The following is a 22,914-nucleotide window of genomic DNA, read 5'->3' as shown; positions in this document are numbered from 1 at the left end:
TGGCGCCTGATCCATATTGGTCATCGACCTGCTGCATAGCACCGGGCCTTCGATGAGCAGTCCAATCGGCTAAACAAGAACATCCCCTTTGCGCGGCTGAGGCTGTCGCATCGTGGGCACTGGCCTTTGCCGGCAAAGACGATAACGCTGAAGCCTCGCGCAAGCGACTGCGACGGAATAAGGAGCGGATATGGAATATGGCAAGCTTCGCAATTTCGATCTGAACCTGCTGGTCGTGCTGGGTGCTGTACTGGAGCATCAGAGCGTCAGCGCCGCCGCCGACGAGCTGTCCATGTCGCAAAGCTCGGCCAGTCACGCGCTCACCCGGTTGCGCCGCCTGCTGGGGGATGAGCTGTTCGTCAAGACGCGCAACCGCATGATGCCAACCCCAAAAGCACTGGAACTGGCGGGGCCGATCAACGAGATTCTTCAATCGGCAGGGAATATCCTGCTCTCGACTGCATCCTTTCAGCCGGAACTGGCCGAGCGGACCCTGCACCTTGCGCTCGGCGATGTCGGCGAGATCATGCTGATGCCGACGCTCCTCGAGTTCGTCCGCAACACGGCGCCGAGCTGCAAGATTCAGACAGTCATGAGCCTTGCCCATGAAGCCGAGCAGGAATTGCTGGACGGCAAGCTCGATCTCTATGTGGGCTTCATCGCCTCGCCCTCGCTCGATCTGATGTGCCAGAAGCTCTACGATGACGACATGGTTGTCATCTGCGCGACCGACTATCCCTATGACGGCGTGATGACGATCGCGGATTACGCCGCTGCCGATCATGTCATCCATCAGATCCGCTCCGCCGCCAAGACACGGGTTGATCATATGCTCGACAGTCGGGGCCTGCGCCGCAACTCCCGGATCATCACGCCCAATGCGAGCGCGACGCCCTTCATCGTCTCGAATGACAAGACGCTGATCGCGCTTTACCCAAGATCGCTCGCCACCTTCATGAAGAAGATCCACGATATCAAGATATTGGAGCTGGATTTCGACACCGGCACCATCGAGGTGCTGCAATATTGGCACCGCCGCTATAACAACGATCCGCTGGTCTCATGGCTGCGCAAGTCGATGTTCGGCATGTTCAACGATGCGACGAAGAACCGGGGCGGGTGAGGCTGAAGACCCATCCCGGCGGCCGCAATCACAGCGCCTTCATCGCCTTGCTCATCCGTTCCATCGCCTCTTGCATGATGGGTAGGGGCGTGGCGAAAATGAAGCGGGCGAACCCTGCGAAGTCCTTGCCACACGTCACGCCCTCGGTGAGGTAAACGCCGGCCTTCTCCTTGAAGAAGGCACCTGGATTTTCGGCGACAGCGGATCCGCGAAAGTCCAGCCAGCCGACATAGGTGCCCTCTGGTATATGGTAGCGCACGCCGGGCAGCAGATCGTGGACGAGGTCCGCCATGGCCCTGCGGTTCCGGTCGAGATAGGCCACTACGTCTTCCAGCCAGGGAAAGCCCTCCCGATAGGCCACGGCATTGGCCACGACGCCCAGATTGGCCGTGCCATGGGCCGCGAAAAAGCCGATCTTGTTCCAGATCGCCCGATCCGCATCGTTACTCGTGATCACCTGCGCGCATTTCAGGCCCGGCAAGTTCCACGCCTTTGATGCGGAGAGCGCGGTAATGGTGTGGCCCGCCGCAACCTCGTTGACCGAGGCATAAGGCAAGTGCCGGTTGCCGGCATAGGTCAGCGGTGCCCAGATCTCATCGGAGAACACCCGGCCACCATTGCGCTCGACCAGCTCCGCAACGGCTTCCAGTTCCGCGCGGCTGAACACGCGGCCCACGGGATTATAGGGGTTGCACAGGATCAGCAGGTTGCCGCCCTGATCGAACGCGTCCTGGATGCCGGCCATGTCCAGGGCATAGCGCCCGTCTTCACACCGCATCGGCACTTCGATGACCTCGCGTCCCATCATCGGCGGGATGGAGAGGAAGGGCATGTAGGATGGGGTCGGCACGATGATTTTCGATCCGGCCCGCGAATGATGCTCGATCGACAGCTCCAGCGCCTTGATGACATCCGGCACCACGCGCACATCGGCAGGTTCGACCGTCCAGCCGTGACGCGACTGAAGCATCTGCGCCGTTGCTGCCCGCAACTCGGCGGTGAACCGGGTCGGCAGATATCCGAAGGCCCCCTGATCGACGATCTCATGCAGCGCCTTGGTGATCACGGGCGCGATGCCGAAGTCCATCTCCGCAACAAAGGCGCCGATCAGATCGTCCTGCACCGCCCATTTCGTCGCACCGGTGCGGTGCAGATCGTCAATGGTAATGCGGTCGGTCTTTTCGATGAAAGTCACAGTACATCCTCAGCCACTGTCCGTACGCGGCGGATGACGATGCTTCGTTCAGCGTCCGTCACACGCGCGCAGGCTTGCATGAACCGCGCAAACATCACGCCGGCCCATCGCCTGTATAATCCACCTCAAATTGTGATGCTGCCTCGGCCAACACCAATGATGAATTCTGATATTGGTTATGCGCCCGGTTCATGGCCGTTTTCTTGACGGTCCCCCGGCAGGGCCATAGATTCCCGTCGAATAAGATTTCGATCAAACCATTCAATATCAACGTAATTTCTAATTCAGGCCATTGTTTAGGGGCGCGCGGCAGGTTTCGCCCAGCCGCGCCTCTGCGCCAGCTTAGCGCCTGATGGCCGCCCCCATCAGCGGCCCCCCATCGCACAATAAAGACCTTAGGAGATATCGAGATGATGCAGGACAAGAAGCGCGCGCCGGCCCGGGCACCTGGCCTGGTTCAAGGCGGGGCCGTGAATGTTCCTTTCCTGCAGACCGATCGCGATGCGCCAGTCGCCAGCCTGTTTGGGCCGCTCCCCGGCCAGGCGCGGCTCGTGGGGAATGAAAATCCGTTCGGCCCCGCCCCCAGCGCGCTCAAGGCACTCGCTGAAACTGCCGGGTCCGGCTGCTATTATGCCGACCGGGGCGTCTTCCACCTCACCTCGATGATCGCCGAGCGGCATGGCGTGACGCCCGCGCAGGTCGTGCTCGGCGCCGGATCGACCGAAATCCTGTGCGCAACCGCACTGGCCTGGGGGCAGAAGGGATCGATCATCTGCCCCAGCCTGTTCTGGGACGCGCCAATCCTCTTCGCGGAACGCAAGGGCGTCGCGTGCATCTATGTCCCGCTGGCGGCGGACATGAATTTCGACCTGGAGGTCATGGCGGGCCACCTCAGCGAAGACGTTTCGCTCGTCCACCTCGTCAACCCGAACAACCCGACCGGCATGGCGCTGGACAACGCCGCCTTGCGCGCCTTCGCGCGCACCGTCTCTCAAAATGGCACCACCTTGCTGGTGGACGAAGCCTATAACGAACTCTCGGATCAGCCGGAGGAAAGCTCGCTGGTCGATCTGGTCCGCGCTGGTGAAGATGTGATCGTCACCCGGACCTTCTCGAAAATCTACGGCATGGCTGGGCTGCGCGTCGGCTATGCGCTGACCAGCGAAGAGAATGCCGCGCGCATCCGCAGCTACATGACAAGTTTTGGCGGCAACGTCGCAGGCATCTCTGCCGCGATCGCCTGCTATAATGACGAGGCTTTTCTCGCCGCATCCCTCGCCTCGATCCGCGAGGGGCGCGAAATGATCCTGGATGCCGTCGCCCGCGCCGGTTTGACCGCCCTGCCCAGCCAGACCAATTTCGTCTTCGTCAAAGTCCCGGATGCCGACGCCCTCGACCGCGCCATGCGCGAACGCAACATCGTCATCCGGGGCGCGTTCGGCGAATGGGCGCAATACTCCCGCGTCTCCGTCGGTCATCTTCACGACGTTTCACGCTATGCCGAGGCGCTGCCGCAGATCATCGAACTAATGTTTTAAATGATTCACCCGCTATTTAATTAGTATCTTTTGTATTTTATTTGTTCATTTAATTTCAATATGATGAAGAAGTGACATTTATAGTGCAGTAGCAAACGTTTTTTTGATTATAGAGTTTTTTGAAGATCGAAACGGGGCAAGCTGAATGTTTCGCAGAAAGACGTGAAAGTGACCAGCGAGCACATTGCGTTCGGCCTCGACAGCACGCAGGTCAGACAAACGAGATTGGTACGATGGACTTTGTGTCCGACGCTCTGACCGTTCACTCAACGAAGCTGGTTGACCGCGTGAGCGTATCCCAGGCGCTCATCTCGGCCTTCATCGCTTCCAGTTTCTGCTCGACCAGCCCCAGCGCGTCGGGGCCCAGGAACAGCCGCACAGGTGGGTTTTTGACCTCCACCAAGGCGAGCAGCGCCTGCGTCGCCTTCGCGGGATCGCCCGGCTGATTGCCGCTCTTCGCCTGCCGCCCTGCGCGGATCGGGTCCATCACCGCGTCATAGTCGGCTATGCTGCGCGGCCTGCGATTCATCGAACGGCCAGCCCAATCCGTGCGAAACTGCCCGGGTGCCAGCGCCGTCACCCGGATGCCGAACCCGGCCGTTCCTTTCCAAGTGCCTCGAAGATGCCCTCCAGCGCAAACTTGCTGCCGCAGTAGAAGGTGATCCCCGGCATGGTGATGAAGCCGCCCATCGATGTGACGTTTACGATATGGCCGCGACGGCGCTCGCGCATTCCGGAAGGGACCGCCTTGATCATTGCGACCGGTCCAAAGACGTTAGCGGCGAACTGGCGTTGGAGGTCGTCCATCGACGATTCCTCCAGCACACCCTCATGGCCATAGCCGGCATTGTTCACGAGCACGTCGATCGCACCGACCTTCTCCACGCCGCCTAGGGGCTCACGTCCCGTCTGCTGCCTTAGCGTATCTAATAATAATTTTTATAGCACCCGACGTTTTTGACGTGACGTGACCTGCCACGGGACTTTCATCCAGCTCTGATTAGAGCCGCGGCGGTTGAGGGTATGCCTTTCGGCTCCTTGTTTGCAATGGGGGCAGGCATGCCTGCCCCCATTGCAAAAATCGTTTCCGCGTAGTTGGCCGGGGTCTGGTATCCGATCGAGGAGTGCGGACGGCAGGTGTTGTAATCCTCTGCCCACTCGCGGATCACGGCGCGGGCATGATCGAGGCCGTGGAACAGCGTCTCGTTCAACAGCTCGTCTCGCATCCGTCCGTTGAAGGATTCCACGTAGCCGTTCTGCATCGGCTTGCCCGGTGCGATGTAGTGCCACTCGATCTCGTGATCCTTGCACCAGGCCAAGATCGCATTGGCGGTGAACTCGGTCCCATTGTCGCTGACGATCAACCCCGGCTTGCCACGCCAAGCGATGATATCGGTCAGTTCGCGCGCGACGCGGCGCCCCGAGATCGATGTGTCGGGGATCGCAGCAAGGCACTCCCTGGTCACGTCATCGACGATGTTGAGCACCCGGAACCGCCGGCCACAGGCGAACTGGTCGTGGACGAAGTCCAGACTCCAACGGGCATTCGGCCGAGCCTCGACAAGGATCGGAGCCCGCGTGCCGACAGCCCTGCGCCGTGCCCGACGCTTGCGAACGCCAAGCCCTTCTTCCCGATAGAGCCGGTAGACACGGTTGATCCCCGAAGGCTCTCCATTCCCGCCGCAGCAGGATGTGTAGCCGACGATAGCCGAACCGACGGCGCTCGTTGGCAAGCTCGCGCAAGCGGGCGCGCAACTCCGTCTCCGGTGGCCGCCGGGACTGGTAGCGAACGCTCTTGCGATCGACATCGATGACGCGGCACGCCCGCCGCTCGCTCATCCCGTGATGATCCCGGAGATGAGCAACCGCTTCCCGCTGTGCGACGGGCGTCACCATTTTTTTGTGAGAAGGTCCTTCAACGCCGCGTTGTCCAGCATGGCATCCGCCAGAAGGCGCTTGAGCTTCGCGTTCTCGTCCTCAAGCGAGCGCAGCCGCTTCGCCGCATACTTCCATGCCGCCGTACTTGGCCTTCCAGTTGTAGATCGTCGCCTCGGATATGCCGTGCCGACGGGCCAGATCGCCGGTCTTCACGCCGGCCTCTGCCTCCTTCAACACACCGATGATCTGCTCTTCCGTAAACCTCTTGCGCTTCATCTCGTCCGTCCTCGTCTAGGCCGGACTCTAATCGCAACTGGAGGAAATTACCCGTGGCAGGTCAATGGCGCTATAAGACTTACAAATAAGGCCGTTGCAACGAGCGAACGCCTCTGTCCCTCTTATTCTCAGATGCCCGTCGGCACTTCGAACGTCACATCGCGCGCGTGGTCAGACATTCCCTGCTCCCAAGTGCTCCAGCCCGAATTCAACCCATAAGGCGCGCGTTCGAGCAAAGCGTCGATCTTCGAAATCAAACCACTCTTCTCAATCTTGAAGATCTCAGCGATCTGCCACGTGTGGGGCTGGACGGGCCCTGCGGTAACCGTTCGTCCGTTCGCAGTGGTAAACGTACGCGTCGCGCCACCGGAATGATCGAAGAAAGCGAAGGCAAATACGAGACCCCGTTCCGGATCAACGGCGACGAAGCGACGGTCGCGAATCCGGTTGACGAACGCCATCAACCCCGATTTGAATTGCTCCGTGCAACTCCACTGGCCCGAATAACCGGTTGCCGTGGCGGGGTCGGGACGCTGTTCCCCAGCGGGCGTTGGCGCGAGCGTCGCTTGTTTGCCATTTTCATGACGCAGACAATCAGGCGTGAACGGATAATCCCCCTTTCCGTCATTCTTCTGGAGACCAGTGAAATATTTATTGGCCTGCGTAACTAACTCAGCCCGCGAAAGTCGCGCGGCCCGGGGAATCGCCTCTACGAGTTTGGGATGGATCGCCATGCCATCCAGCCGGTTATAGCTCGCATTGTCGGTCTCGGTCGGATGACGGAACACGATCTGTTCCACCTCCGTGATTTGCTGATCGCGCACGAGCAGACGCAGCGCAATGAACGACCCGTTGAACTTTGCGGCGTCGCGATGATCCTCCTGGATAGTCCCGAAGAATGTAACTTGTCCGGCCGCAACGTCCGTGACGAACAGCTTATAGTTTCCGCGCGCTTTCATTGTGTTCCACAAGCCGTCTCCGACTAACAGACGCTGGCCGTTTTCGGTGAAGCGAACATTCGGCGAGATCGGTACGGCGCTGGGCTGATTTGCCGCAACGGCATCGAGATAGCGACCGACAAAGCCTTCCAGGCACGCGCGCTCGCACGGCGCAGCTGCTGTTGCGGGTGTGGCTGCGGGCGCAACACTCGTGCAGAGCAAGGCTGCAACGAGACCCGCGCACGCCCGTCTTCCACGCAAATTCAGTGATCGTGCGCGCATGATCGTGATCCTTTTCATGATCGTGTCTTCCGATAGAGGTTTTTATCGATTGGCCGTCGTGCTCTGTGCAGGAGTCGCGCGCTGGCGTGGCGGGGCGCTGGACGTAACAACCGGGTTGGCGTCCTGGGCCGACCATTCTGGGATTGCCTGATTGTAGATGCGGCGCCGCGCATAAAGCCACTGGCCATCAACCTTGACGAGTTCGTCTTCGTAGTGGCCCCAGAAATCGACCGTGCCATAGCCTGTCGGTCCGCTCGTCATATGGGTCCAGTAAGCCAGCCCGTGCGCCTTGTTCCCGTCGAGTTTGATGACAATATTTGAAATGATGTGGCGTCCTCCCTGCTGACGCCCCCCGGCAGGCGCCTTTGCGTGCGCTTCAGCAGCCCGTTTACGGCCTTCTTCGATAAATGCCGCGATCGCTTTGCGACCTTTGATCTCGCCCGCACCATAATCGAGAATGCCGTCTTCGGCGAAGGTGGCCGCATAGCTTGTGGCGTCATGCCAATCGAATGCAAATAGGTAGCGGCCATGAAGATCCTCGATCTCCGCGCGATCATCTACAGGGCTTGCAAGAGCCCCACTGGAAAGGACCGCACTGCCAAGCATCGCTACTGCGATCATCAAATTGCTCGACCGCCCCGCTCGAAACATCCCTGCTCTCCTTTTGTTTGATGCCTCGTTCCTTCGCGACACCATAAGGAACTATAGTCTCATTTGGGACCAGATTGCAAAACTTTTGCCGATGAGAGAGCGGAAATGTTGTCAGGTTGGAGAGCGCAATGGCACGCGGGATTTAAGGTGCAATCGACAGCATTCACTCCGCGAGCGGCTCGTTAGGATCTCGTAAAAAGCGGCGAACGACGTTCTCGAGAATGCGACTGACAGGGCCACCGAACGCGCCATCATGCCACAGGCTGCCGTTGAAACTGATCGAAGAGGCGGCGAACACGGCCCCACCGCATTCGGTAACGAAATAAGTCATGTCACCCCGCACAAGTGTCCCGGCGTCCTCGCCAGTAAGAGCTTGAGGAGGAAAGCGCATATCTTCCATGAGCGGCAGGAAGCCCGCCTGCAGTCCTTCAGACCGAGCGATGACGACCGCACCGTCCGGCGTGCCGAGCCGCATGTCAGCGCGATCAAGTTCGTAACCGGCGGCGCCCCCGGAATTTAGGCCGTAATCTCCGAAAAGTTGGTCGTCCAAGCCCTCGAATATCCACGAAACTGCAGGATACTGAGACTCTTCGGTGCGGCGGAACCATGCGGATTCATACCGACCCTGCGTTGAGAAGCCGGTCAAAACGAGTTGCTGGGGATCGCGCCGGTTGCGCTTCCACAAGCCACCGAATTTCCCATCGAGCGCATGATAATATTCGCCAGGCTCGGCAGCCCATGCGCGCACGCCATTTTCAGCACGACGCACTTCGATGGCCCATGGCAGGGCTGGGTTTCGGCCGATCCGCCAATAAAAGCCATTGCCACCGAGATAACAGAGACGCCCGCCTCGCAGCACATGCGCTTGCAAGGCATCGAGCGTTTCGGCGGTATGATATTCGGGGTGACCGCCCGTCAATACCACTCGATATTGCGCGAGCAGCGCGGCTCCTTCCTCATGGAGATCTTCGTCCGTAATAACGTCAAACTCAATCTGCCGTGCCTCCAGCCAGCCGAGCAGGTGCGAATCCGAGGCGTAATGGCGGACACCTGATCCGCCCTCGGCCCTGTCCGTGAAAGTGAGGAAACCTGGCCGCATCGTCAGCATCGGCCGCGCTCTTGAAGCGTAGGCAATACCTGATCCGTCTGGGTGATGATTGTAAGTGCAGCGGCCATAAATCGGAAAGTCATCAGGCGTATGAGGATAGGCCCCCCATTCTACCATGCGGGCCCGCAGCACATCATCGGTCCAGCCAATCGCATGATTGCCATAGGCCTGATAGGTGAAGGTCGGCGCGAGAAAAGCCACCTTCGCATGCGGGCCATTGCGCGGTGCCAGCACATAAAAGGGCAACCAATCCTCACCATCCTCGCAGCTGAGGTGGAGCGCATAAGATCCGCTCTTCAGCCCCTCGGGAACCGCAAATTCGAAGCTTGGCCCCCAGCCGCAATCGCCCAGATCATCTTCGTGGAACTTGATCGCGGCATAATGAGCAGGGGCATGTCGCCAGCTCTGTTCGGCGCCCGTCCAGCGCGCACCGACCACGCCGCGCATGGGCAGATTGAAGAGCGTCCCGTTGCAGTCTTGCCCGCCGACGCTCGCAATCTGCTGCGTATCGATCGCGGTCCCAAGGTCCCAGCCACAGATCAAGCGATTGCCGAGTTCCCTAAGGGTTTCGAGGGGCCGGGGCCAGTCTGCGCGGAACGAGGCGAGGATAGCCGGATCTTCGACCTTACCGTTGAAATTCTCATCCTGGGCGCCGGGTCTGGCGGCCGCGAGCCGCACAATGCCGCGGTTGGGCATCAACGCGTCAACCGCGCTCACCTCACTGCGACCGCACTGGGCTGGCTCATAAAGATGGGCAGGCGTATGAAAGCCAACGAGCAGCCGACCCGACGCGACGTCAAGACTGGCCCAGACGCGGTGCCAGCGATCCTGCCTTAACCGCCCCGTAGCCTCAGCGACGCAGACCCCCTGCCCTGAGTCCAGCCGCGCCACAACCTTCCCATCGCCGATGCTTAATGTCAGCGTGGCCGCCTCACCCGCATGATGGAGCACGACACGCGGCTGAGGTTGCGCCATTGAGGGCATGACGAGCGCTGTCCAGCAAGCGGCATCCTTGATGATGCTAGGCCCCGGCGCTTCGGCAAAGGAGCCAAGATCGATAGGCTGGCGATGTCCCACCTGCTTCGTCCGGTAGAGGGACGACAAATCCTCAAACTGCAAGCCTGGACCGGCAGGGTTAGGATCAGCCGAGATGACCCGGACCAGCCTCACCTGATAAGGTCCGCCGCGCTGAACGCTGATCCGGGCCTCCAGCCGATCACCGGGTCGCGCCGAAAGGCGGTTCAGATATCCGGTGATCGGCAGTTCGTTCATTGCTCTCTCCGAATGACAGGTCAGCAGGATCAGCCGGGCTCAAATCCCTGCGGATAATCGATCCTACCGAGCGGAACGACTTTGGCGCCAACCGGACGACTGACAATCCCGCGCTCTGTCACGCCAAATAACTGGCCAACATTCCGCCCTCGGGCGAAATCCATCAGCAGTGTCAGTTCGATGGAGCCCCCATCGTGCAGCGCGAGCAGGAAAAGTTCATCGCCGACCTTGCGCATACTCACGGCCTCAATCCCCACCTCCGTCCTCAGCACCTCGAAACGCGGATCGTTTGGCAACATCAGCCATTGCCAAAGGATCGCCCGCGAATTCACGTACACATGTTCCAGCGCGGCTTCTTCGCTATATTGGCAATAAGCGCGCCTGCCGATCAGCTCGCGGCTTTCCATTATCGGCACATAATCGATAGAGCTGCCCGCGATGCGCGCCGGACGGAGCATGCGGCGAATTGCGGGTTCACCATCCACCCATTGATCCCAGACCGTGATTGCACGCCCCTGCTCGCGGTCAATCACATGGGTCAGGCCGAGTTTGCGGTCGATATCCACGACATGAACGAAAAAGGTGCCCGGGCGAGCCTCCACCGCATCATAGGGGCAGTCCCCAGAGGGCATCTCTGCCGCTCCTCTGATCTCCGATGCCACCGTGTCAGTCCCGAACCGGAGGATCAGGGCGGCGCCATCGTCATAGTTGAGTTGGATGTCCTGCCCGACCAGCATTGTTGTCGATTCTTGGCGGTTTTTGCTCAGGTCCATGTCGCGCACCATTGGCGGGACCGGATCGATCGGTGCTACTTGGTACATGACAATTCCTCTCCCCGGCCGGGGCAGGAATAGTCCCAAATGAGATCATGTCAACTCAGCGCGCGTGCCAGTGCGCTAGGATTTTCATCAGCAGATCGTCCAGCTTAGCCAAGTCGCTTGGTGACAAAAAGCCGAATACCTCCTCTTCGCGCTCCCGGAACAGCTTCATCGACTGCACGTATAACGCACGGCCCTCGTCGGTCACATCGAGAACCATATACCGGCGATCCTCTTCGCTCGGTCTGGCGGTGATGAGCTTGTTGGCCGTTAGTTTGATCACGCCGCGACTGATACTGTTCTTCGGCCGACCACTCATCGCGCAGATCACATTAGCGGTCATCTCCCCATAGTCAGACAAATAGCCAAGAATTGTGAACTCGTCGCGAAGCAAGCCATGGCGTTGGGCAAGCGCTGCAAAGGCCTCCACTGAATAATAATTGCCGATGAGGATCATGCGAAGCCCAAACCAATCCCCGCCCTCCCCCAGCACGCGCTGGCGAAGCTCGGCGGGAATACGGTCGATTGCCCCAGTGGATATCCTTCGCCCCAAGTCCGTTCGGCCCTCAATTACAATCGCAACACGTATATTCATGCTCAGGGAGCCGGCTAGCCGATGCGCATAGGGGGGGTCAACGACGACACGACTTGACGGTCCCGTTTGGGACGATCAGTGTTTACCGGGAGGAGAATGCTTCATGACCTATGACCGCGATGATCTTGAACAGCTCGGCATACGATACCTTGATGCGCTGGTTGCACGTGACCCGGGCGACTTATCTCTTCATCCGGAATTCCGGCTCACAGAAAATGGGCAGGAGCTGAAGCTGGGCGACGGGTTGTGGGGCACCGCGAATGGCGCCGGTGGCTATCAGCATATTGTTGTGGATCGCGAAACGGGCGGCATTGGGATGACGGCGGTGCTGCTTGAAAACGACCGACCTGTGATCGCTGGAATTCGCCTTGCATTAAGCGGCGATCGAATTGCCGAGGCGGAAATGGTGATCTCGCGCACCGACATCCTGTTCTACAAGGACGGACCAGAAAAGTTGGCCGCCATGCGCAAGCCCCTCCCACTCTGGAAGGAAGTCCTTCCGGAGCAGGACCGCATGTCGCGAGAGGAGCTCGTCGCTCTGGCCGATTCCTATTTCCGCACGCTTGAGCGCAACGATGGGCGTTTCATTGCGCCATTTGAGAGCGGCTGCCGTCGGCTCGACAATGGCGTTTATGCCACGCAGGCGCCAGAATTCGACAAGGAGGGCTCGCCACCCTTTTATGGCCTCGGCCCGTCAGAACAGTTCGCTCTTGGCTATTTCGTGTTCGTGACGCAGGTGCGCGATCGACGCTTCCCGGTTATCGACACAGAACGCGGCATTGTGGCCAGCCTGCCCTTCCTCGATCATGCAGGAACCGTGCACGAAGCGAAGCTGACCGACGGTCGCACCGTGCCAATCAGCGTGCGACAGCCCTATTCCTGGCAGATCTTTGAACTGTTCAAACTAACGCGCCACAAGATCGCGCAAATAGAAGTCGTGCTCAATATGGTGCCCTACGGCATGAGATCGGGCTGGTGAACACCCCAGCCCTCGACCGACTGCCTTGCGAAAAGGCTTGACCCGGGCGCTTGCGGTTCCCTTATGCCTGAGCCAACTGAGCCTTCGTGACAACCCATCCATCATCACTTTTAGCCAAATTCGTGATCAGCACGCGGCGCTCGATGTTACGCATGCAGCTATTGCCCTGCGCCAGCGCCATCTGCGCAAATGTACAATCTGCTTCCAGCACCGACGCAGTCTCCACGATACAGGGCTGGCGGGCGATCGCACTGCGGCCATCGCCTGCAATCTCGATCGCGAGGGGATCGCCACCGTGATCAGGAGTGACGGCGCTCGCGCCGTCAAGGTGCGTTACCCCACCCGCGTTATCACGCAGCCAGCGCTCATGTACGGTGCGCACCGCCGCCTCGTCTTCCAATTGCGCCAGCCGCATAGCAGCGCCCTCGTCGGCCAGCGCGGCAGTTGGCACGCTGATGAGTGGCATGGCGATAAACGCGCCGCTTTTCAGAAATGAGCGGCGTGATGAAGTGGTGTCGGTCGTCATGCGACGCTCCTCTTAGTCTTTTGCGCGTAGAACCGGTCGAGATCCAACTTGCCGGCGTGACGCGAATGCGCGCCGATGGGGCCAAGGCTCAGCCCCTTCTCGTCGCAATGATAGCCGATACCGGCATCATGCATGGTGCGCATGTTGATCAGGAAGGTGCCCATTGACCCGTTGCACGCTTCTTCCAACCAATGGGCAAAGTAGATCTGATCGCGGATCTTCACGAAATCACCCGATCCGCTCCATTCCATGCCGCCTGCGTTTTCATCGGTGAAGATGATCCAAGACACGGTGCGCGGTGTCGAGTAAAGATGCATCGACGTGAGCCCAGGCGCATAATTCCACGTCAACGCTCGACCGAGCAATTCATTAGTCCGCTCATGACGCCTGAACTTGGGCGGCTGGATCTCCTCCCCTTCAACCGTGCCGAACAGCGTTCGCGCGGCAGCCTCATTGGCAATATAGGGTGTGTTGACATAGCCGTTGAAACAGGTTGCCAACCCAGCATCAAGATCGATCACAGTCGAATGGCAGTCGTGGTTCGGTGCGCCTTCCAGTAAATGGCCGAAGATATACAACCCCGGCGCAGATTCCCAAGCATTGTAGCGGGCAGTGATCCAGTTACTGTCCCCCACATAGCGCCATCGCAAACGATCGGCTTCGTCGAAGCGGTAATCAATGGATGGGCCATTGTCGTAGCGAATGGTAAGCGCCTTGCCCGTCAGCTTGTCCGTAGGGGGATTGCCGTTTTTTGCCATCTGGCTCGGCTTGTCGAACACCAGCTTGGTCTTCGCCGCTTCATCGACCTGTGCCTTGGTGAGCGTCTTCCATGTGCGCAACGGACGATACACGCGGCGCGCCCCTTTACCGGGCTCATCCGGCGGCACGACATTGCCTTTGGTATCGCCGAATTTCTCAAACTGGGCTAGCTGACCGAGCCATTCGCCCTGGCCGCGGAACATATAATATTCCAGCTTGTCGCGCTGGTCGAAGCCTAGGCGAAATCCGATCTGCTCAATCCGGTTCACGTCCATCACATATAGAGTGAAAATCCCCGAGAACTCGCACTCGGTACGTGTGTAAATATAGGCCTCTTCAGACATTCGGATATAATCGGACGGTCCGCAAAATCCGAGTTCGCCGCCCGTGCGTGTGAGTTCCACGAAGTGAGAATAGGCGGCGCTTGGATAGAATTCGAGCGTCTCGATGCCACTGTCCTGCGTCCAGTGATAGGCCTTGCCTTCCACGCGATTGGTTGCGGTGTGGCGAGCGGCTGGCGGGCTGCGGCCCGCCATGTCAACATAACCATGATAGATTTCGCGCATCACCTCGCGCTTGTCGACAAACCCGCCGAACCAGACTTCAAACACCGTCGCAAGATTGGTGCCTTGGTCGATGACCACCGCATAACCGCGCTCACTATTTGGGATCAGGTGCGTGAATACAACAATCTCGTCGAGCGCGAGTGCCCCATAGCCTGCAGGCACTGCCTTGGCACCGTTCTCCGCAACCGTCAGACGATCTGCGCCCGAAAAACGATAACTGAGCGTGAGCCCCTTGTCGGTAACGATGCGCAACTGCTTGCCCGCGAGCAGATCTGGCCTCTTGGTATGGCTGGTCGGCCCCACCTCAGCCGCCGGCCGCAGCGCCGACAGGATCTGGGCATCGCTGAGCTTAGTCCACGGGATGCGGTTATATTGTTCCTTGGGATAGGGTGTGCCCGTCATCCGAATTCTCCCTTGCAGTCACTGTTATCTGGACGCCACCCTTGTTCAGCCTCGCGGCGGGTTGGGGATAGGCTTGACGGGGAAACCGCAGTTGAGCGTCTTGCAGACCGTGATGGTATGCACATAGCGGAGCATGCCGTCTTCAACACGGAACAGGTGGCTATCGGGCAGGCTGCTGTTGCCAAAGCGGAGTAACACAACCACCGAACCGAGGTCGCGATCGACGAGGTAGCGACGGTCTACAAGTGGCGTGTTCTTGGGAACGCCAACGGCGCAGCTATCATCCTTACTCACCACGCCAGGCGCGCCTTTCGCCGTATAGATGCCACCTTCCAGTCGCGCGCACGGGCTGCCCCATGGCACTTTGACCGTGGGGTCGTTGAATAGGTTGAGATACGCATCGGCTGCGGCAATGATCGTCTCGCGACTGTCCTGCTTCGCCGCGGGGATCATGCCCCAATTCTCCGCGCGTGAATAAACTAGCGTGTTGGATGCTTTGAAGAGCCAGTCGTCAGCATCGGTGACAAGTGTTTCCATTTCGCTGACCCGGTCGCCCGCGAGCTTGATCCGCGTGCCGAGCACATAGGGGTGTGCCGGATCGGTGATGATCACTTCCACGAAGCTTTCGCAGCCTTGGGTGTCATGGATCGCCCGATGGAAATCTATGTTCTGCGGTTTGTTGAGCAGTGCGGCGGCAAGCGTGATGGGCTCCATCTGCTCCTGAATTTTGGCATCGGGAGTCAGCTTGATCAGGCTCGGATTGCCGGCCTGCTGCGCCGCCACATAGGATTGGGTTGCTTCTTCAAGCGCCGCGCGAGAGCAGCTTTGCTGCGCCATCACAGGCATGGCGGTTAGAGCAATACAAGATCCGAGCGCCAGACTGGCTACCTTTCTGAGCATTCCATCCCTTCCATGATTTAGCATGTCTATCCTGCTCACAATGTTGCCGCTGCGCAGGCTGCATTTTGGAAAAAAACGGCGAGCGCGAATTGCGCGCTCGCCAGAGAGAAAATCAAACGACCTACATTTGCACCCGCACACCGACGGTGAAGGAACGACCGATTTGGTCGTAAAGGAAGGTATTCGTGGGCCGCGTAGCGAACACGAAGAAATTGCCGGCGTTACCCGGAGGATCCTGGTCGAGCAGGTTGTTCACTGTGCCGAAAATCTGAAACTTCCGGCCACTCTCGGTTGTGATATCCTGGATTAGGCTCAGGTCCGTGTAGGTGATTGCCGGAACATGGTTATTATCGATGGTGACCCCTTCGACGAACGTCGCGTCATATGTGCCAGCGCCGATAATTCGCTCATCCACACTCGCGGTGAAACCGCCGAATTTAAGCGTGGCATTTATGTTGAAGGTCCAGTCCGGCACACCGCCGTCGATACCCACCTGACCCGCGCGGTTCACGACCGTCGACCCCGGGATGAGCGTCGAAAGTTCAAATACGCGCGATGCAATGGCACGGAGACCAAGCGAACCGTTCCCCAGATCAGTGCGGTAGCTGCCTTCAATATCCAGGCCCCGGGTTTTTAGACGATTGATGTTGAGGAAGCCATTATCAACCCTGAACAGAACGCCATTGGGCGCGCGTTCAAGCCTTGGGCACAATGCTGTGGCGCCTCGAAAGCATTGATCGATGATGTTCTGGACGCCAAGCTGCCCAATCGCATCTTCAATCTGCACCGTATAATAATCAGCCGATATGTTGAGTCCGGGGATGAAAGAAGGCGTAAACACACCGCCGACGGTGAGCGTGTCTGCCACTTCTGGCTTGAGCGCGGTCGACCCATTTGCCTGGCTAACTACCACCGGTGTTTCATTGTTGCGGAATGGATCGACTGCGGCCGATGCACCCGCCGCGGATGTCGAAAACAGCTCGCGCAAGTTAGGCGCGCGGATATCGCGCGACCGGGTGGCGCGGAAGCGAATATCGTCGATCGGCTGCCAGTTGAGTCCGACCTTCCAGGTGTTGACGCCGCCGCTGGTGCTGTAGCTCGTGTGGCGACCGGCAAGATTTAGGTCCAGCTTCTGCGCAAAAGGCACGCCATCGGCGAGCGGGATGAGCGCTTCGCCGAAGACTTCCCACAAATCATATCCGCCAACAATCGGGCGCTGGTTTGAAAGAAAGTAGGCGCCGAATGTGCTGGTGGCATAACGCGTATTCGCCACGCCGCGCGGCTGGCCATTGGGGAATTTGAGCCCGTTCGACCCCGGGTCAACAGTCCGATTGACCGACTCCTTTCGGTAGCCGCCGCCAACGGCGATCGCGACGTCGCCGGCCCAAGTCGCAAAGGGCGCACCGCTCAGGACGATTTCAGCCACATGCTGTTTGGTGCGCTCAAAGGTCCGCGATCCGGTGCCCCCATAAGGGCTGGATCGGATATAGTCGATAGCGGCCTGCGACGCAGCGTCTGGGCCGAACACATTGAACGGCACGCAGCCCTGCACGGCTGGCACCGTCAGCGAGCGATTGCAAACGATGTTGCCTGTCACCGGGTCGCGAACCGCATCGACCGCATCAAACACGCGTTCGATCGTCAGATTGCCTTCCGCGCGGATTGTCTGGAGGTTGGTGCCGTAGCCATAATGACCGTCGAGGCTCCAGCCCCCACCGAGCTTCGCCTTGAAGCCAGCGGAAAAGCGGAGCGTTTCGCTCTCGCCCTGGTTCCTCAACAGGCCGGTCTGGCGCATGGTATGGCCCAGCGTGAATTGGGTGATGCCCGCCGCATCCATCTGCGCGGCGACAGATGGCGGAAGGAAGGCATTGTCGCGATAAATGGTGAGCGCCGTGTTGCCGTAAAAGCCCATCAACGTGCCGCCGAACTTGGCGAGGCTGTTGCCGTAGAGCGCGTCGGCATAGAGATCGATTGAATCGCTGGCTTCGTAGAGCACATGGCCATAGGCGGTCTTTCGTTCAATCGCTGCGACCGGCGTAAAGTCGAGCCCCTGATCTTCGCCGCTGCCGCCGACCATTTGGCTGGACGTGAGCGGGTTTCCGAAGATGAATGGCTGCGGTACGCCGCCAGGACCGAATTGGATGCCGCGCAAGGGGCCGGACACGATCAGGCCGCCATCCGCCTCGAGCGGTGTTTTGAGGTTGCAGGTGCGCACGCGCAGCGGCGTCTGCCCCGCGAGCACCAGCGGCGCGCAGGACTGGAACCAGTCGCGATCGCGATAGTCGCTCACGCCAGATTGCGTGAAGTAGCTGCCGCTCGCGACAACATGCAGCCGCTCGCCGACACTGGTGCCAACCGTCAGCGAGATTTTTTTCGTATCATTGTCCCCGCGCTGCGTGATGCCCGACTGCGCCGCAGCCTTGACACCCTTGAACCTCGTATCGAGCACGAAGTTGACGACGCCGGCCACCGCGTCCGATCCGTAAGCAGCAGAGGCACCGCCAGTGACGATGTCCACGCGCTGCACCAGCTCTTCCGGCAAGATCGACACGTCGACGATGCCATCGGACGTGCTCGGCGTCACACGGCGTCCGTCCAGCAGGATCAGACTGCGCTGTGCGCCCAGCGAGCGCAGGTTGAGCTGGGTCGCCGCGCCGCTCTCAGGCGCAAATTGCGAGGTCGTCGGACGCACCGAGTTGGCGAATTGCGGCAGCTTGTTAAGAGCCTCGCCAATCGTCGAGGGTGTGCTGGTAAGGAGCTGCTGCGCCGCCACGACCGTCACCGGCGAGGGCGCGGAAAAGCCATCGCTGATCACGCGCGAGCCCGTGACGACGATGTCATTACTGCCGCCCTCGATCGATGCGCCAGCGACGGCAGGATTGCTACCGCCCCCAACAGCGGGATCGGTGGCTTCCTGTGCAATGGCCGCGCACGGCATGGCGCAGGCCAGCGCCGTCGAGAAAAGCGCGGCAGAGCTCAACATCGAGTGACGAAACAAACGCTGTGATTCTATGGCCATTCAGACCTCCCCTTTTTGGAGCCATCCCGCTCCGTCCCATGTTTATGTCGCAAATTTAGTTAGAGGATGGCTCACGGCGGGGCGGGCTTTCGTCACCCTCGCAACGCGGGTTCATCCGCACAAAAATCACTATACGATGATTCAGTATCCGTCCCATATGAGACGATCATTTGATGACTATGTCAACTGGCTTGCGGCGGACGATCTCCGGAAGATGTGAAGTTATTTATCCCAGACATCAGAACGCATGCCGTAAGGGACCGTGTTGATGACAGCCTCGATCTGATCATGCTTACCCGCATCGATCTGAAACAGCTCTGCCACTTGAAACGTCAGAGGAGCGCGGAAGGGCGAGGGCACGGTGAGGCCATTGGTCAGCACCAGATCCTTCACCGCACCCGTATGATCCCAATAAGAGAAACTCAGCACCAACTGGCGCTCACGATCCACAATCGGATAGCGTCGATTTCTGATGCCCGTCACAAAAGCATAGAAACCACTGAGCTGCTGACCCTCGCAACCCAATGTCAGCGCATCAAACCGCTCACGGCCGGGCCTGACCGTCTTCAGATTTGTGGTCTGTCCGCCATTCTCAATGCGCTCGCAGCCCTTTGCAAAAGGAGCACTGGTCTTACCGGTGCTTCCTTGGAGATTGGCAAAATAGGCATCTGCAACACGCACGAGCTCTTCGCGTGGCATGCGCTCACGCTCCGCCACATTGCGCTGGAACTGCGGGCGAGGCCTGCCGATCTCCTCGATTTTCGCGCCAGGCGATGTAACAGAGGGACCGGCCGTTCCTCCGCGCGCGACCACTGTTTCGATCTCGCCGATCTTCTGCTCGCGCACGGCGATGCGGAGGGCGATATAAACGGGCCGCCCGTCCTCCATCATGGTCCCTACGAAGCCCGCCTGGCCGGCCTCAGCATCAACGACTGTGATGCGATAGCGGCCGCGCGCGTTGGCCGTCCGCCAAAGCCCGTCCCATAATGCGCGCTCCACGCCATTCTCGGTCGCCTTCACATCGCTGGCGAGCGGGAGCTGGCTGATGTCGTTCGCTGCCATTGCGTCGAGCGTTTGATCGAGCAGCACTTTGAGGCAACCGCGATCGCACGAGACGGGAACTGAATAAGATGCAGGATTGCCCGTCGCCGCCGCACCGGCGCCCGCCAGACATACAGCCGCGAGAGCAGCAGGAATGCGAAATCCGACGGCCTGTGCCGACCTCGCCAGGAGAACACCCGCGGCATGACGGCCTGATTGCAATGAACATAGCGTTTTCGGTTTGGGCACCGAGCGCACTACCTGCTTCACCTTCACCCCCACACCTTCATCGGCATGCTCACTGCCATGATCGGGATCGCGCCGTGTGGCGGACCTCAAGATCTGCGGCGGCGGTGGCAACTGCAAAGCCCAAGCGGCCACCGCCCTTCGCCAGACCCACGTTCGTCGAGACATTCACCCCTCCCGATGCCACTGGCAGGGCTTAAGCGCCCGATACTGCATATTGATTATTCTAACACTGTTAGTCTAACAGTGATAGGGAGCATGTCAACCCACGAAACTCCGCTTGCCAAAGACCTAACTGGTAAGGAAAAGCAGCGAGATGCCACTCGACAGACAACAAATTATCGCAGCGACTTTCGACCTGCTCCGCGAAAGCGGGCTGGATGGGCTGAGTATGCGTACGCTCGCAAAACGGCTCGATGTCCAAGGGGCAACGCTCTACCATCATTTTGCGAGCAAACGAGTTCTGCTGGACCATGTCGCCGAGGAATTGCTTGCACCCAGTTGGCGAGCCCCCCTGCCAGGCGAAAGTTGGCGCGCTTGGATATTGGCAATCTCCACGCTCACCAGGAAGGCCATGCTGTCGTGCCAGGATGGTGCTATCCTGTGTGCTGGCGGAGGTCCGACCGGTACTGAACGCTCGCAGCGACTGATCCATACATTATATCAACCTCTGTTTGACGTTGGCTTCACCCCGTCGCAGGCCACATTCATTCGCATGTCGGCCTATCGCTTCACGCTTGGCTGGACCATCGATGAGCAGGCTTCTCTCGCGGCAAAACGCGGACGTGCAGTCACGGCGGCGGACGACGCTTTCCATTTCGGCCTGTCAGCTCTTATTCGCGGCCTCCCGGATCCTGACGCATAAAGCTGAGACATTGCCTGTCGAAACCTTTTGCTTGCGCTCCTCCTCACGCTCCGAATAAACAAAACCTAACAGTGATAGGTTTGTGGGAGAGGCTGGATGAATCGCATGAAATTAGCCGTAGTATGGGCCTGCGTTCTGATGATCGGGACGGCAACATTCGCACAGCAGCCCGCGTCTCCCGCCTGCGATCGGACTTGCTTAGAGGGGTGGGTAGACCGCTATCTGGTCGCTATGCGTGACGCCAAGGTGGACCCAACGCTTTTCGCGCGGGAGGCAAAATTCACCGAGAATGGCATTCAGTTGCCGCTAGGCGACGAGGGCCTTTGGCATTCGATGAGCGCGCTTGGTACTTACAAATTCATCGTCCCCGATATCGAAACGCAGCAGGTCGCGCTTCTGGGAACGGTTCGCGCCGAAAATCGCGATGGCAAGGAGGATGTGGTCGCCATTGCACTGCGCTTGAAAATCCGTGGCGATCGGATCACCGAGATCGAGCAACTCGCATCCCGCCCGGATGACACAAATAGCAGTCGGAACGACATCCCTCCCACGGGCGTCGGCGTTGAAAAGATGGGGCGGCCCCATCCCTTGTTCACAACGCCGATCCCCGTTGCTCAACGTCAAACGCGCGAGGAATTAGTCAGGACCGCGAATTACTACTTCACGGGGCTGCAGCGTAACGACGGCAGGGGCTATTACCCGTTCACGGATGACTGCATCCGGTTTGAAAACGGCATGGATGTGCTTGCCAACGCGCTTGATCCGGCGACCGGCAAGCGCGGGCGGATGACGTGCAAATATCAGTTCGAAGCCGCGCTCAAGAACATCGTTTCGCGCGTCCGCGACCGTCGCTTCGTTGCGGTTGATCGCGAACGCGGGATCGTGTTCGCATTCGCCTTTTTCGATCATGAGCGGCTCAACTGGACGTGGCAGTTGGGTGAGCTTTTCCGGATAGAAAATGGACAGATCCGCCGGATCGAAGCGATTTTCCACCGTGCACCCTATGGCATCAACTCGGGATGGAGCACCTACGAGCAGGGGTTGTCTGATGATATCCAAGATGTCCGCTAAGGCTTAAAAGGCGGAACCAAAAATCGGCTCGGCATAATCTGGAGGCTCAACGCGTGATCTCCTTTTCCTAGTCGGATTGATTATCTGGGTCATCCGAGCATACGCCAATACGCCCGATTGGTTGATAAGTGGGTCTCGACCATGGATGTTGATAGCCGCGCCTATGGCACTCATTACGATGCGGCGGACCAAGGCAGCGCTCATTTAAAAGCGGCGGGCAACCTGCGAGCCGTGCAGATCTTATTGGGGCGCACAGAAATCGGACACACGGTCGTGGTGGCATAAATTCATGCGGTGTGGCGCAGCGGCGTTTGGCACGCGTGGTTTGATCAAGCATGCCTGCGACCAGAGTATTTATCGTGCGAGAACAAGCCTCGTTGTAAAGTACCCGCAGTTAGACGTTGCATCGCCCTGCTAGGGTCACAGATTCTGACTCTGTAAGCACTTTTAGACAGCTCTGCTGGTCTGGAGCAGGCGCCCCGGCAGGTAGCGCGCCTCGGTCAGAAGGAAGAGGCAGATCTGCGCGACGTGTGCGCCGGTGGTGATGTGGAGAAGACGGCCATGACCTTGGCTTTCGGCACATGAACCGGGTCGCAAGCCGTTGCTGTGCCGAAGGACGAGCTGCGCACGTTTCGCTACCTGTATGGCAGTCCGGTCGACGGGCCAACCATCGACGATATCGTAGCTCGCCTCGAACGCTGGAATGGCGACTTGCAGGCCCTTCGCATTTCGTACCCCGCCGTTACGGATGTCCGACCCAGCGGACAGACGGCCCACTGCCCTCAGCGGCCTGGCGCGGGTACCGCGCATCCGGACGCGCAGCGGCCAACTGGTTGCTTAGCTTTTGGCCCTACCCCAGCGTCGGC

20 protein-coding genes and 1 pseudogene are annotated in these 22,914 nt (G+C 59.3%); 6 read left to right on the top strand and 15 right to left on the bottom strand.

Translation table 11 applies throughout. The features are described from left to right. Nucleotides 1–190 precede the first annotated feature (190 nt). On the top strand, nt 191–1,123 hold the full coding sequence (locus M2342_RS05055) for a LysR family transcriptional regulator (RefSeq protein ID WP_264578286.1): 933 nt from the start codon (nt 191–193) through the stop codon (nt 1,121–1,123). Between the two features lie 28 nt (nt 1,124–1,151). Here the strand turns inward: M2342_RS05055 and M2342_RS05050 are convergent, their stop codons facing one another. Continuing rightward, the gene (locus M2342_RS05050; RefSeq protein WP_264578285.1) at nt 1,152–2,318 is read right to left on the bottom strand and encodes a MalY/PatB family protein; all 1,167 of its coding nucleotides are present in this window, start codon (nt 2,316–2,318) and stop codon (nt 1,152–1,154) included. 410 nt (nt 2,319–2,728) lie between these two features. Here M2342_RS05050 and M2342_RS05045 point away from each other — a divergent pair, with 410 nt between their 5' ends. Further along, nucleotides 2,729–3,856, top strand: coding sequence for a pyridoxal phosphate-dependent aminotransferase (locus M2342_RS05045; RefSeq protein ID WP_264578284.1), 1,128 nt, complete (start codon nt 2,729–2,731; stop codon nt 3,854–3,856). Between the two features lie 262 nt (nt 3,857–4,118). On the opposite strand, the gene M2342_RS05040 is transcribed toward M2342_RS05045, so the two are convergent. From M2342_RS05040 to M2342_RS05005, 8 genes and pseudogenes are all read right to left on the bottom strand, one after another. Further along, complete coding sequence (locus tag M2342_RS05040; protein ID WP_264578283.1) at nt 4,119–4,385, bottom strand: hypothetical protein; 267 nt, start codon at nt 4,383–4,385, stop codon at nt 4,119–4,121. 47 nt (nt 4,386–4,432) lie between these two features. Further along, nucleotides 4,433–4,741: an SDR family NAD(P)-dependent oxidoreductase gene (locus tag M2342_RS05035; protein ID WP_264578282.1), complete on the bottom strand. Its 309-nt coding sequence runs from the start codon at nt 4,739–4,741 to the stop codon at nt 4,433–4,435. A gap of 101 nt (nt 4,742–4,842) precedes the next feature. After that, nucleotides 4,843–6,010, bottom strand: a pseudogene (locus tag M2342_RS05030) (IS3 family transposase). A gap of 128 nt (nt 6,011–6,138) precedes the next feature. Next, entirely contained in the window at nt 6,139–7,248 is a 1,110-nt protein-coding gene (locus M2342_RS05025; RefSeq protein ID WP_264578281.1) for a hypothetical protein, read from the bottom strand. Between the two features lie 24 nt (nt 7,249–7,272). Further along, entirely contained in the window at nt 7,273–7,881 is a 609-nt protein-coding gene (locus tag M2342_RS05020) for a nuclear transport factor 2 family protein (protein ID WP_264578280.1), read from the bottom strand. Nucleotides 7,882–8,044: 163 nt separating this feature from the next. Beyond that, complete coding sequence (locus M2342_RS05015; protein ID WP_264578279.1) at nt 8,045–9,706, bottom strand: N,N-dimethylformamidase beta subunit family domain-containing protein; 1,662 nt, start codon at nt 9,704–9,706, stop codon at nt 8,045–8,047. 584 nt (nt 9,707–10,290) lie between these two features. Continuing rightward, complete coding sequence (locus M2342_RS05010; protein ID WP_264578278.1) at nt 10,291–11,082, bottom strand: molybdenum cofactor biosynthesis F family protein; 792 nt, start codon at nt 11,080–11,082, stop codon at nt 10,291–10,293. Nucleotides 11,083–11,137: 55 nt separating this feature from the next. Continuing rightward, a complete protein-coding gene (locus M2342_RS05005; RefSeq protein ID WP_264578277.1) occupies nt 11,138–11,674 on the bottom strand; it encodes a MarR family winged helix-turn-helix transcriptional regulator in 537 nt (178 codons plus the stop codon). 103 nt (nt 11,675–11,777) lie between these two features. Here M2342_RS05005 and M2342_RS05000 point away from each other — a divergent pair, with 103 nt between their 5' ends. After that, on the top strand, nt 11,778–12,653 hold the full coding sequence (locus M2342_RS05000; protein ID WP_264578276.1) for a hypothetical protein: 876 nt from the start codon (nt 11,778–11,780) through the stop codon (nt 12,651–12,653). 61 nt (nt 12,654–12,714) lie between these two features. Here M2342_RS05000 and M2342_RS04995 read toward each other — a convergent pair whose 3' ends face one another. The 5 genes from M2342_RS04995 to M2342_RS04975 all read right to left on the bottom strand — a co-directional run bounded on the left by M2342_RS04995 (nt 12,715) and on the right by M2342_RS04975 (nt 20,247). Further along, nucleotides 12,715–13,179, bottom strand: a complete 465-nt coding sequence (locus tag M2342_RS04995) for a hypothetical protein (RefSeq protein WP_264578275.1) — start codon at nt 13,177–13,179, stop codon at nt 12,715–12,717. Next, nucleotides 13,176–14,906 carry a MoaF N-terminal domain-containing protein gene (locus M2342_RS04990; RefSeq protein ID WP_264578274.1) on the bottom strand — a complete coding sequence of 577 codons (1,731 nt, stop codon included), beginning with the start codon at nt 14,904–14,906 and terminating at the stop codon, nt 13,176–13,178. Before M2342_RS04990 ends, M2342_RS04995 begins: the two co-directional genes overlap by 4 nt. Before the next feature lie 45 nt (nt 14,907–14,951). Further along, nucleotides 14,952–15,806 (bottom strand): hypothetical protein, encoded by an 855-nt coding sequence (locus tag M2342_RS04985; RefSeq protein ID WP_264578273.1) that lies wholly within the window; start codon nt 15,804–15,806, stop codon nt 14,952–14,954. 121 nt (nt 15,807–15,927) lie between these two features. Beyond that, complete coding sequence (locus tag M2342_RS04980; protein WP_264579989.1) at nt 15,928–18,744, bottom strand: TonB-dependent receptor plug domain-containing protein; 2,817 nt, start codon at nt 18,742–18,744, stop codon at nt 15,928–15,930. Between the two features lie 303 nt (nt 18,745–19,047). Continuing rightward, nucleotides 19,048–20,247: a hypothetical protein gene (locus M2342_RS04975; RefSeq protein ID WP_264578272.1), complete on the bottom strand. Its 1,200-nt coding sequence runs from the start codon at nt 20,245–20,247 to the stop codon at nt 19,048–19,050. Between the two features lie 181 nt (nt 20,248–20,428). On the opposite strand from M2342_RS04975, the gene M2342_RS04970 reads away from it, so the two are divergent. The 3 genes from M2342_RS04970 to M2342_RS04960 all read left to right on the top strand — a co-directional run bounded on the left by M2342_RS04970 (nt 20,429) and on the right by M2342_RS04960 (nt 22,333). Further along, the gene (locus M2342_RS04970) at nt 20,429–20,977 is read left to right on the top strand and encodes a TetR family transcriptional regulator (protein WP_264578271.1); all 549 of its coding nucleotides are present in this window, start codon (nt 20,429–20,431) and stop codon (nt 20,975–20,977) included. Nucleotides 20,978–21,073: 96 nt separating this feature from the next. Beyond that, nucleotides 21,074–22,048, top strand: a complete 975-nt coding sequence (locus M2342_RS04965; RefSeq protein WP_264578270.1) for a hypothetical protein — start codon at nt 21,074–21,076, stop codon at nt 22,046–22,048. Between the two features lie 141 nt (nt 22,049–22,189). Further along, nucleotides 22,190–22,333 carry a hypothetical protein gene (locus M2342_RS04960; protein WP_264578269.1) on the top strand — a complete coding sequence of 48 codons (144 nt, stop codon included), beginning with the start codon at nt 22,190–22,192 and terminating at the stop codon, nt 22,331–22,333. A 162-nt stretch (nt 22,334–22,495) separates the two neighbouring features. Here the strand turns inward: M2342_RS04960 and M2342_RS17045 are convergent, their stop codons facing one another. Further along, a complete protein-coding gene (locus M2342_RS17045) occupies nt 22,496–22,858 on the bottom strand; it encodes an RNA repair transcriptional activator RtcR family protein (protein WP_319801080.1) in 363 nt (120 codons plus the stop codon). Nucleotides 22,859–22,914 lie beyond the last annotated feature (56 nt).

Origin of the sequence: Sphingobium sp. B8D3A (assembly GCF_025961995.1) — a bacterium.
Lineage (GTDB): Bacteria > Pseudomonadota > Alphaproteobacteria > Sphingomonadales > Sphingomonadaceae > Sphingobium.
This window is presented reverse-complemented; position numbering and strand designations above follow the sequence as displayed.

What these genes read in the sequence shown, in the direction of transcription:
- M2342_RS05055 (WP_264578286.1), top strand. Translation starts at nt 191, where the DNA reads ATGGAATATGGCAAGCTTCGCAATTTCGATCTGAACCTGCTGGTCGTG.
- M2342_RS05045 (WP_264578284.1), top strand. Translation starts at nt 2,729, where the DNA reads ATGATGCAGGACAAGAAGCGCGCGCCGGCCCGGGCACCTGGCCTGGTT.
- M2342_RS05040 (WP_264578283.1), bottom strand. Translation starts at nt 4,385, where the DNA reads ATGAATCGCAGGCCGCGCAGCATAGCCGACTATGACGCGGTGATGGAC.
- M2342_RS05025 (WP_264578281.1), bottom strand. Translation starts at nt 7,248, where the DNA reads ATGAAAAGGATCACGATCATGCGCGCACGATCACTGAATTTGCGTGGA.
- M2342_RS05020 (WP_264578280.1), bottom strand. Translation starts at nt 7,881, where the DNA reads ATGTTTCGAGCGGGGCGGTCGAGCAATTTGATGATCGCAGTAGCGATG.
- M2342_RS05010 (WP_264578278.1), bottom strand. Translation starts at nt 11,082, where the DNA reads ATGTACCAAGTAGCACCGATCGATCCGGTCCCGCCAATGGTGCGCGAC.
- M2342_RS05005 (WP_264578277.1), bottom strand. Translation starts at nt 11,674, where the DNA reads ATGAATATACGTGTTGCGATTGTAATTGAGGGCCGAACGGACTTGGGG.
- M2342_RS05000 (WP_264578276.1), top strand. Translation starts at nt 11,778, where the DNA reads ATGACCTATGACCGCGATGATCTTGAACAGCTCGGCATACGATACCTT.
- M2342_RS04995 (WP_264578275.1), bottom strand. Translation starts at nt 13,179, where the DNA reads ATGACGACCGACACCACTTCATCACGCCGCTCATTTCTGAAAAGCGGC.
- M2342_RS04990 (WP_264578274.1), bottom strand. Translation starts at nt 14,906, where the DNA reads ATGACGGGCACACCCTATCCCAAGGAACAATATAACCGCATCCCGTGG.
- M2342_RS04985 (WP_264578273.1), bottom strand. Translation starts at nt 15,806, where the DNA reads ATGCTCAGAAAGGTAGCCAGTCTGGCGCTCGGATCTTGTATTGCTCTA.
- M2342_RS04980 (WP_264579989.1), bottom strand. Translation starts at nt 18,744, where the DNA reads ATGCCGTGCGCGGCCATTGCACAGGAAGCCACCGATCCCGCTGTTGGG.
- M2342_RS04970 (WP_264578271.1), top strand. Translation starts at nt 20,429, where the DNA reads ATGCCACTCGACAGACAACAAATTATCGCAGCGACTTTCGACCTGCTC.
- M2342_RS04965 (WP_264578270.1), top strand. Translation starts at nt 21,074, where the DNA reads ATGAATCGCATGAAATTAGCCGTAGTATGGGCCTGCGTTCTGATGATC.
- M2342_RS04960 (WP_264578269.1), top strand. Translation starts at nt 22,190, where the DNA reads ATGGATGTTGATAGCCGCGCCTATGGCACTCATTACGATGCGGCGGAC.
- M2342_RS17045 (WP_319801080.1), bottom strand. Translation starts at nt 22,858, where the DNA reads ATGCGCGGTACCCGCGCCAGGCCGCTGAGGGCAGTGGGCCGTCTGTCC.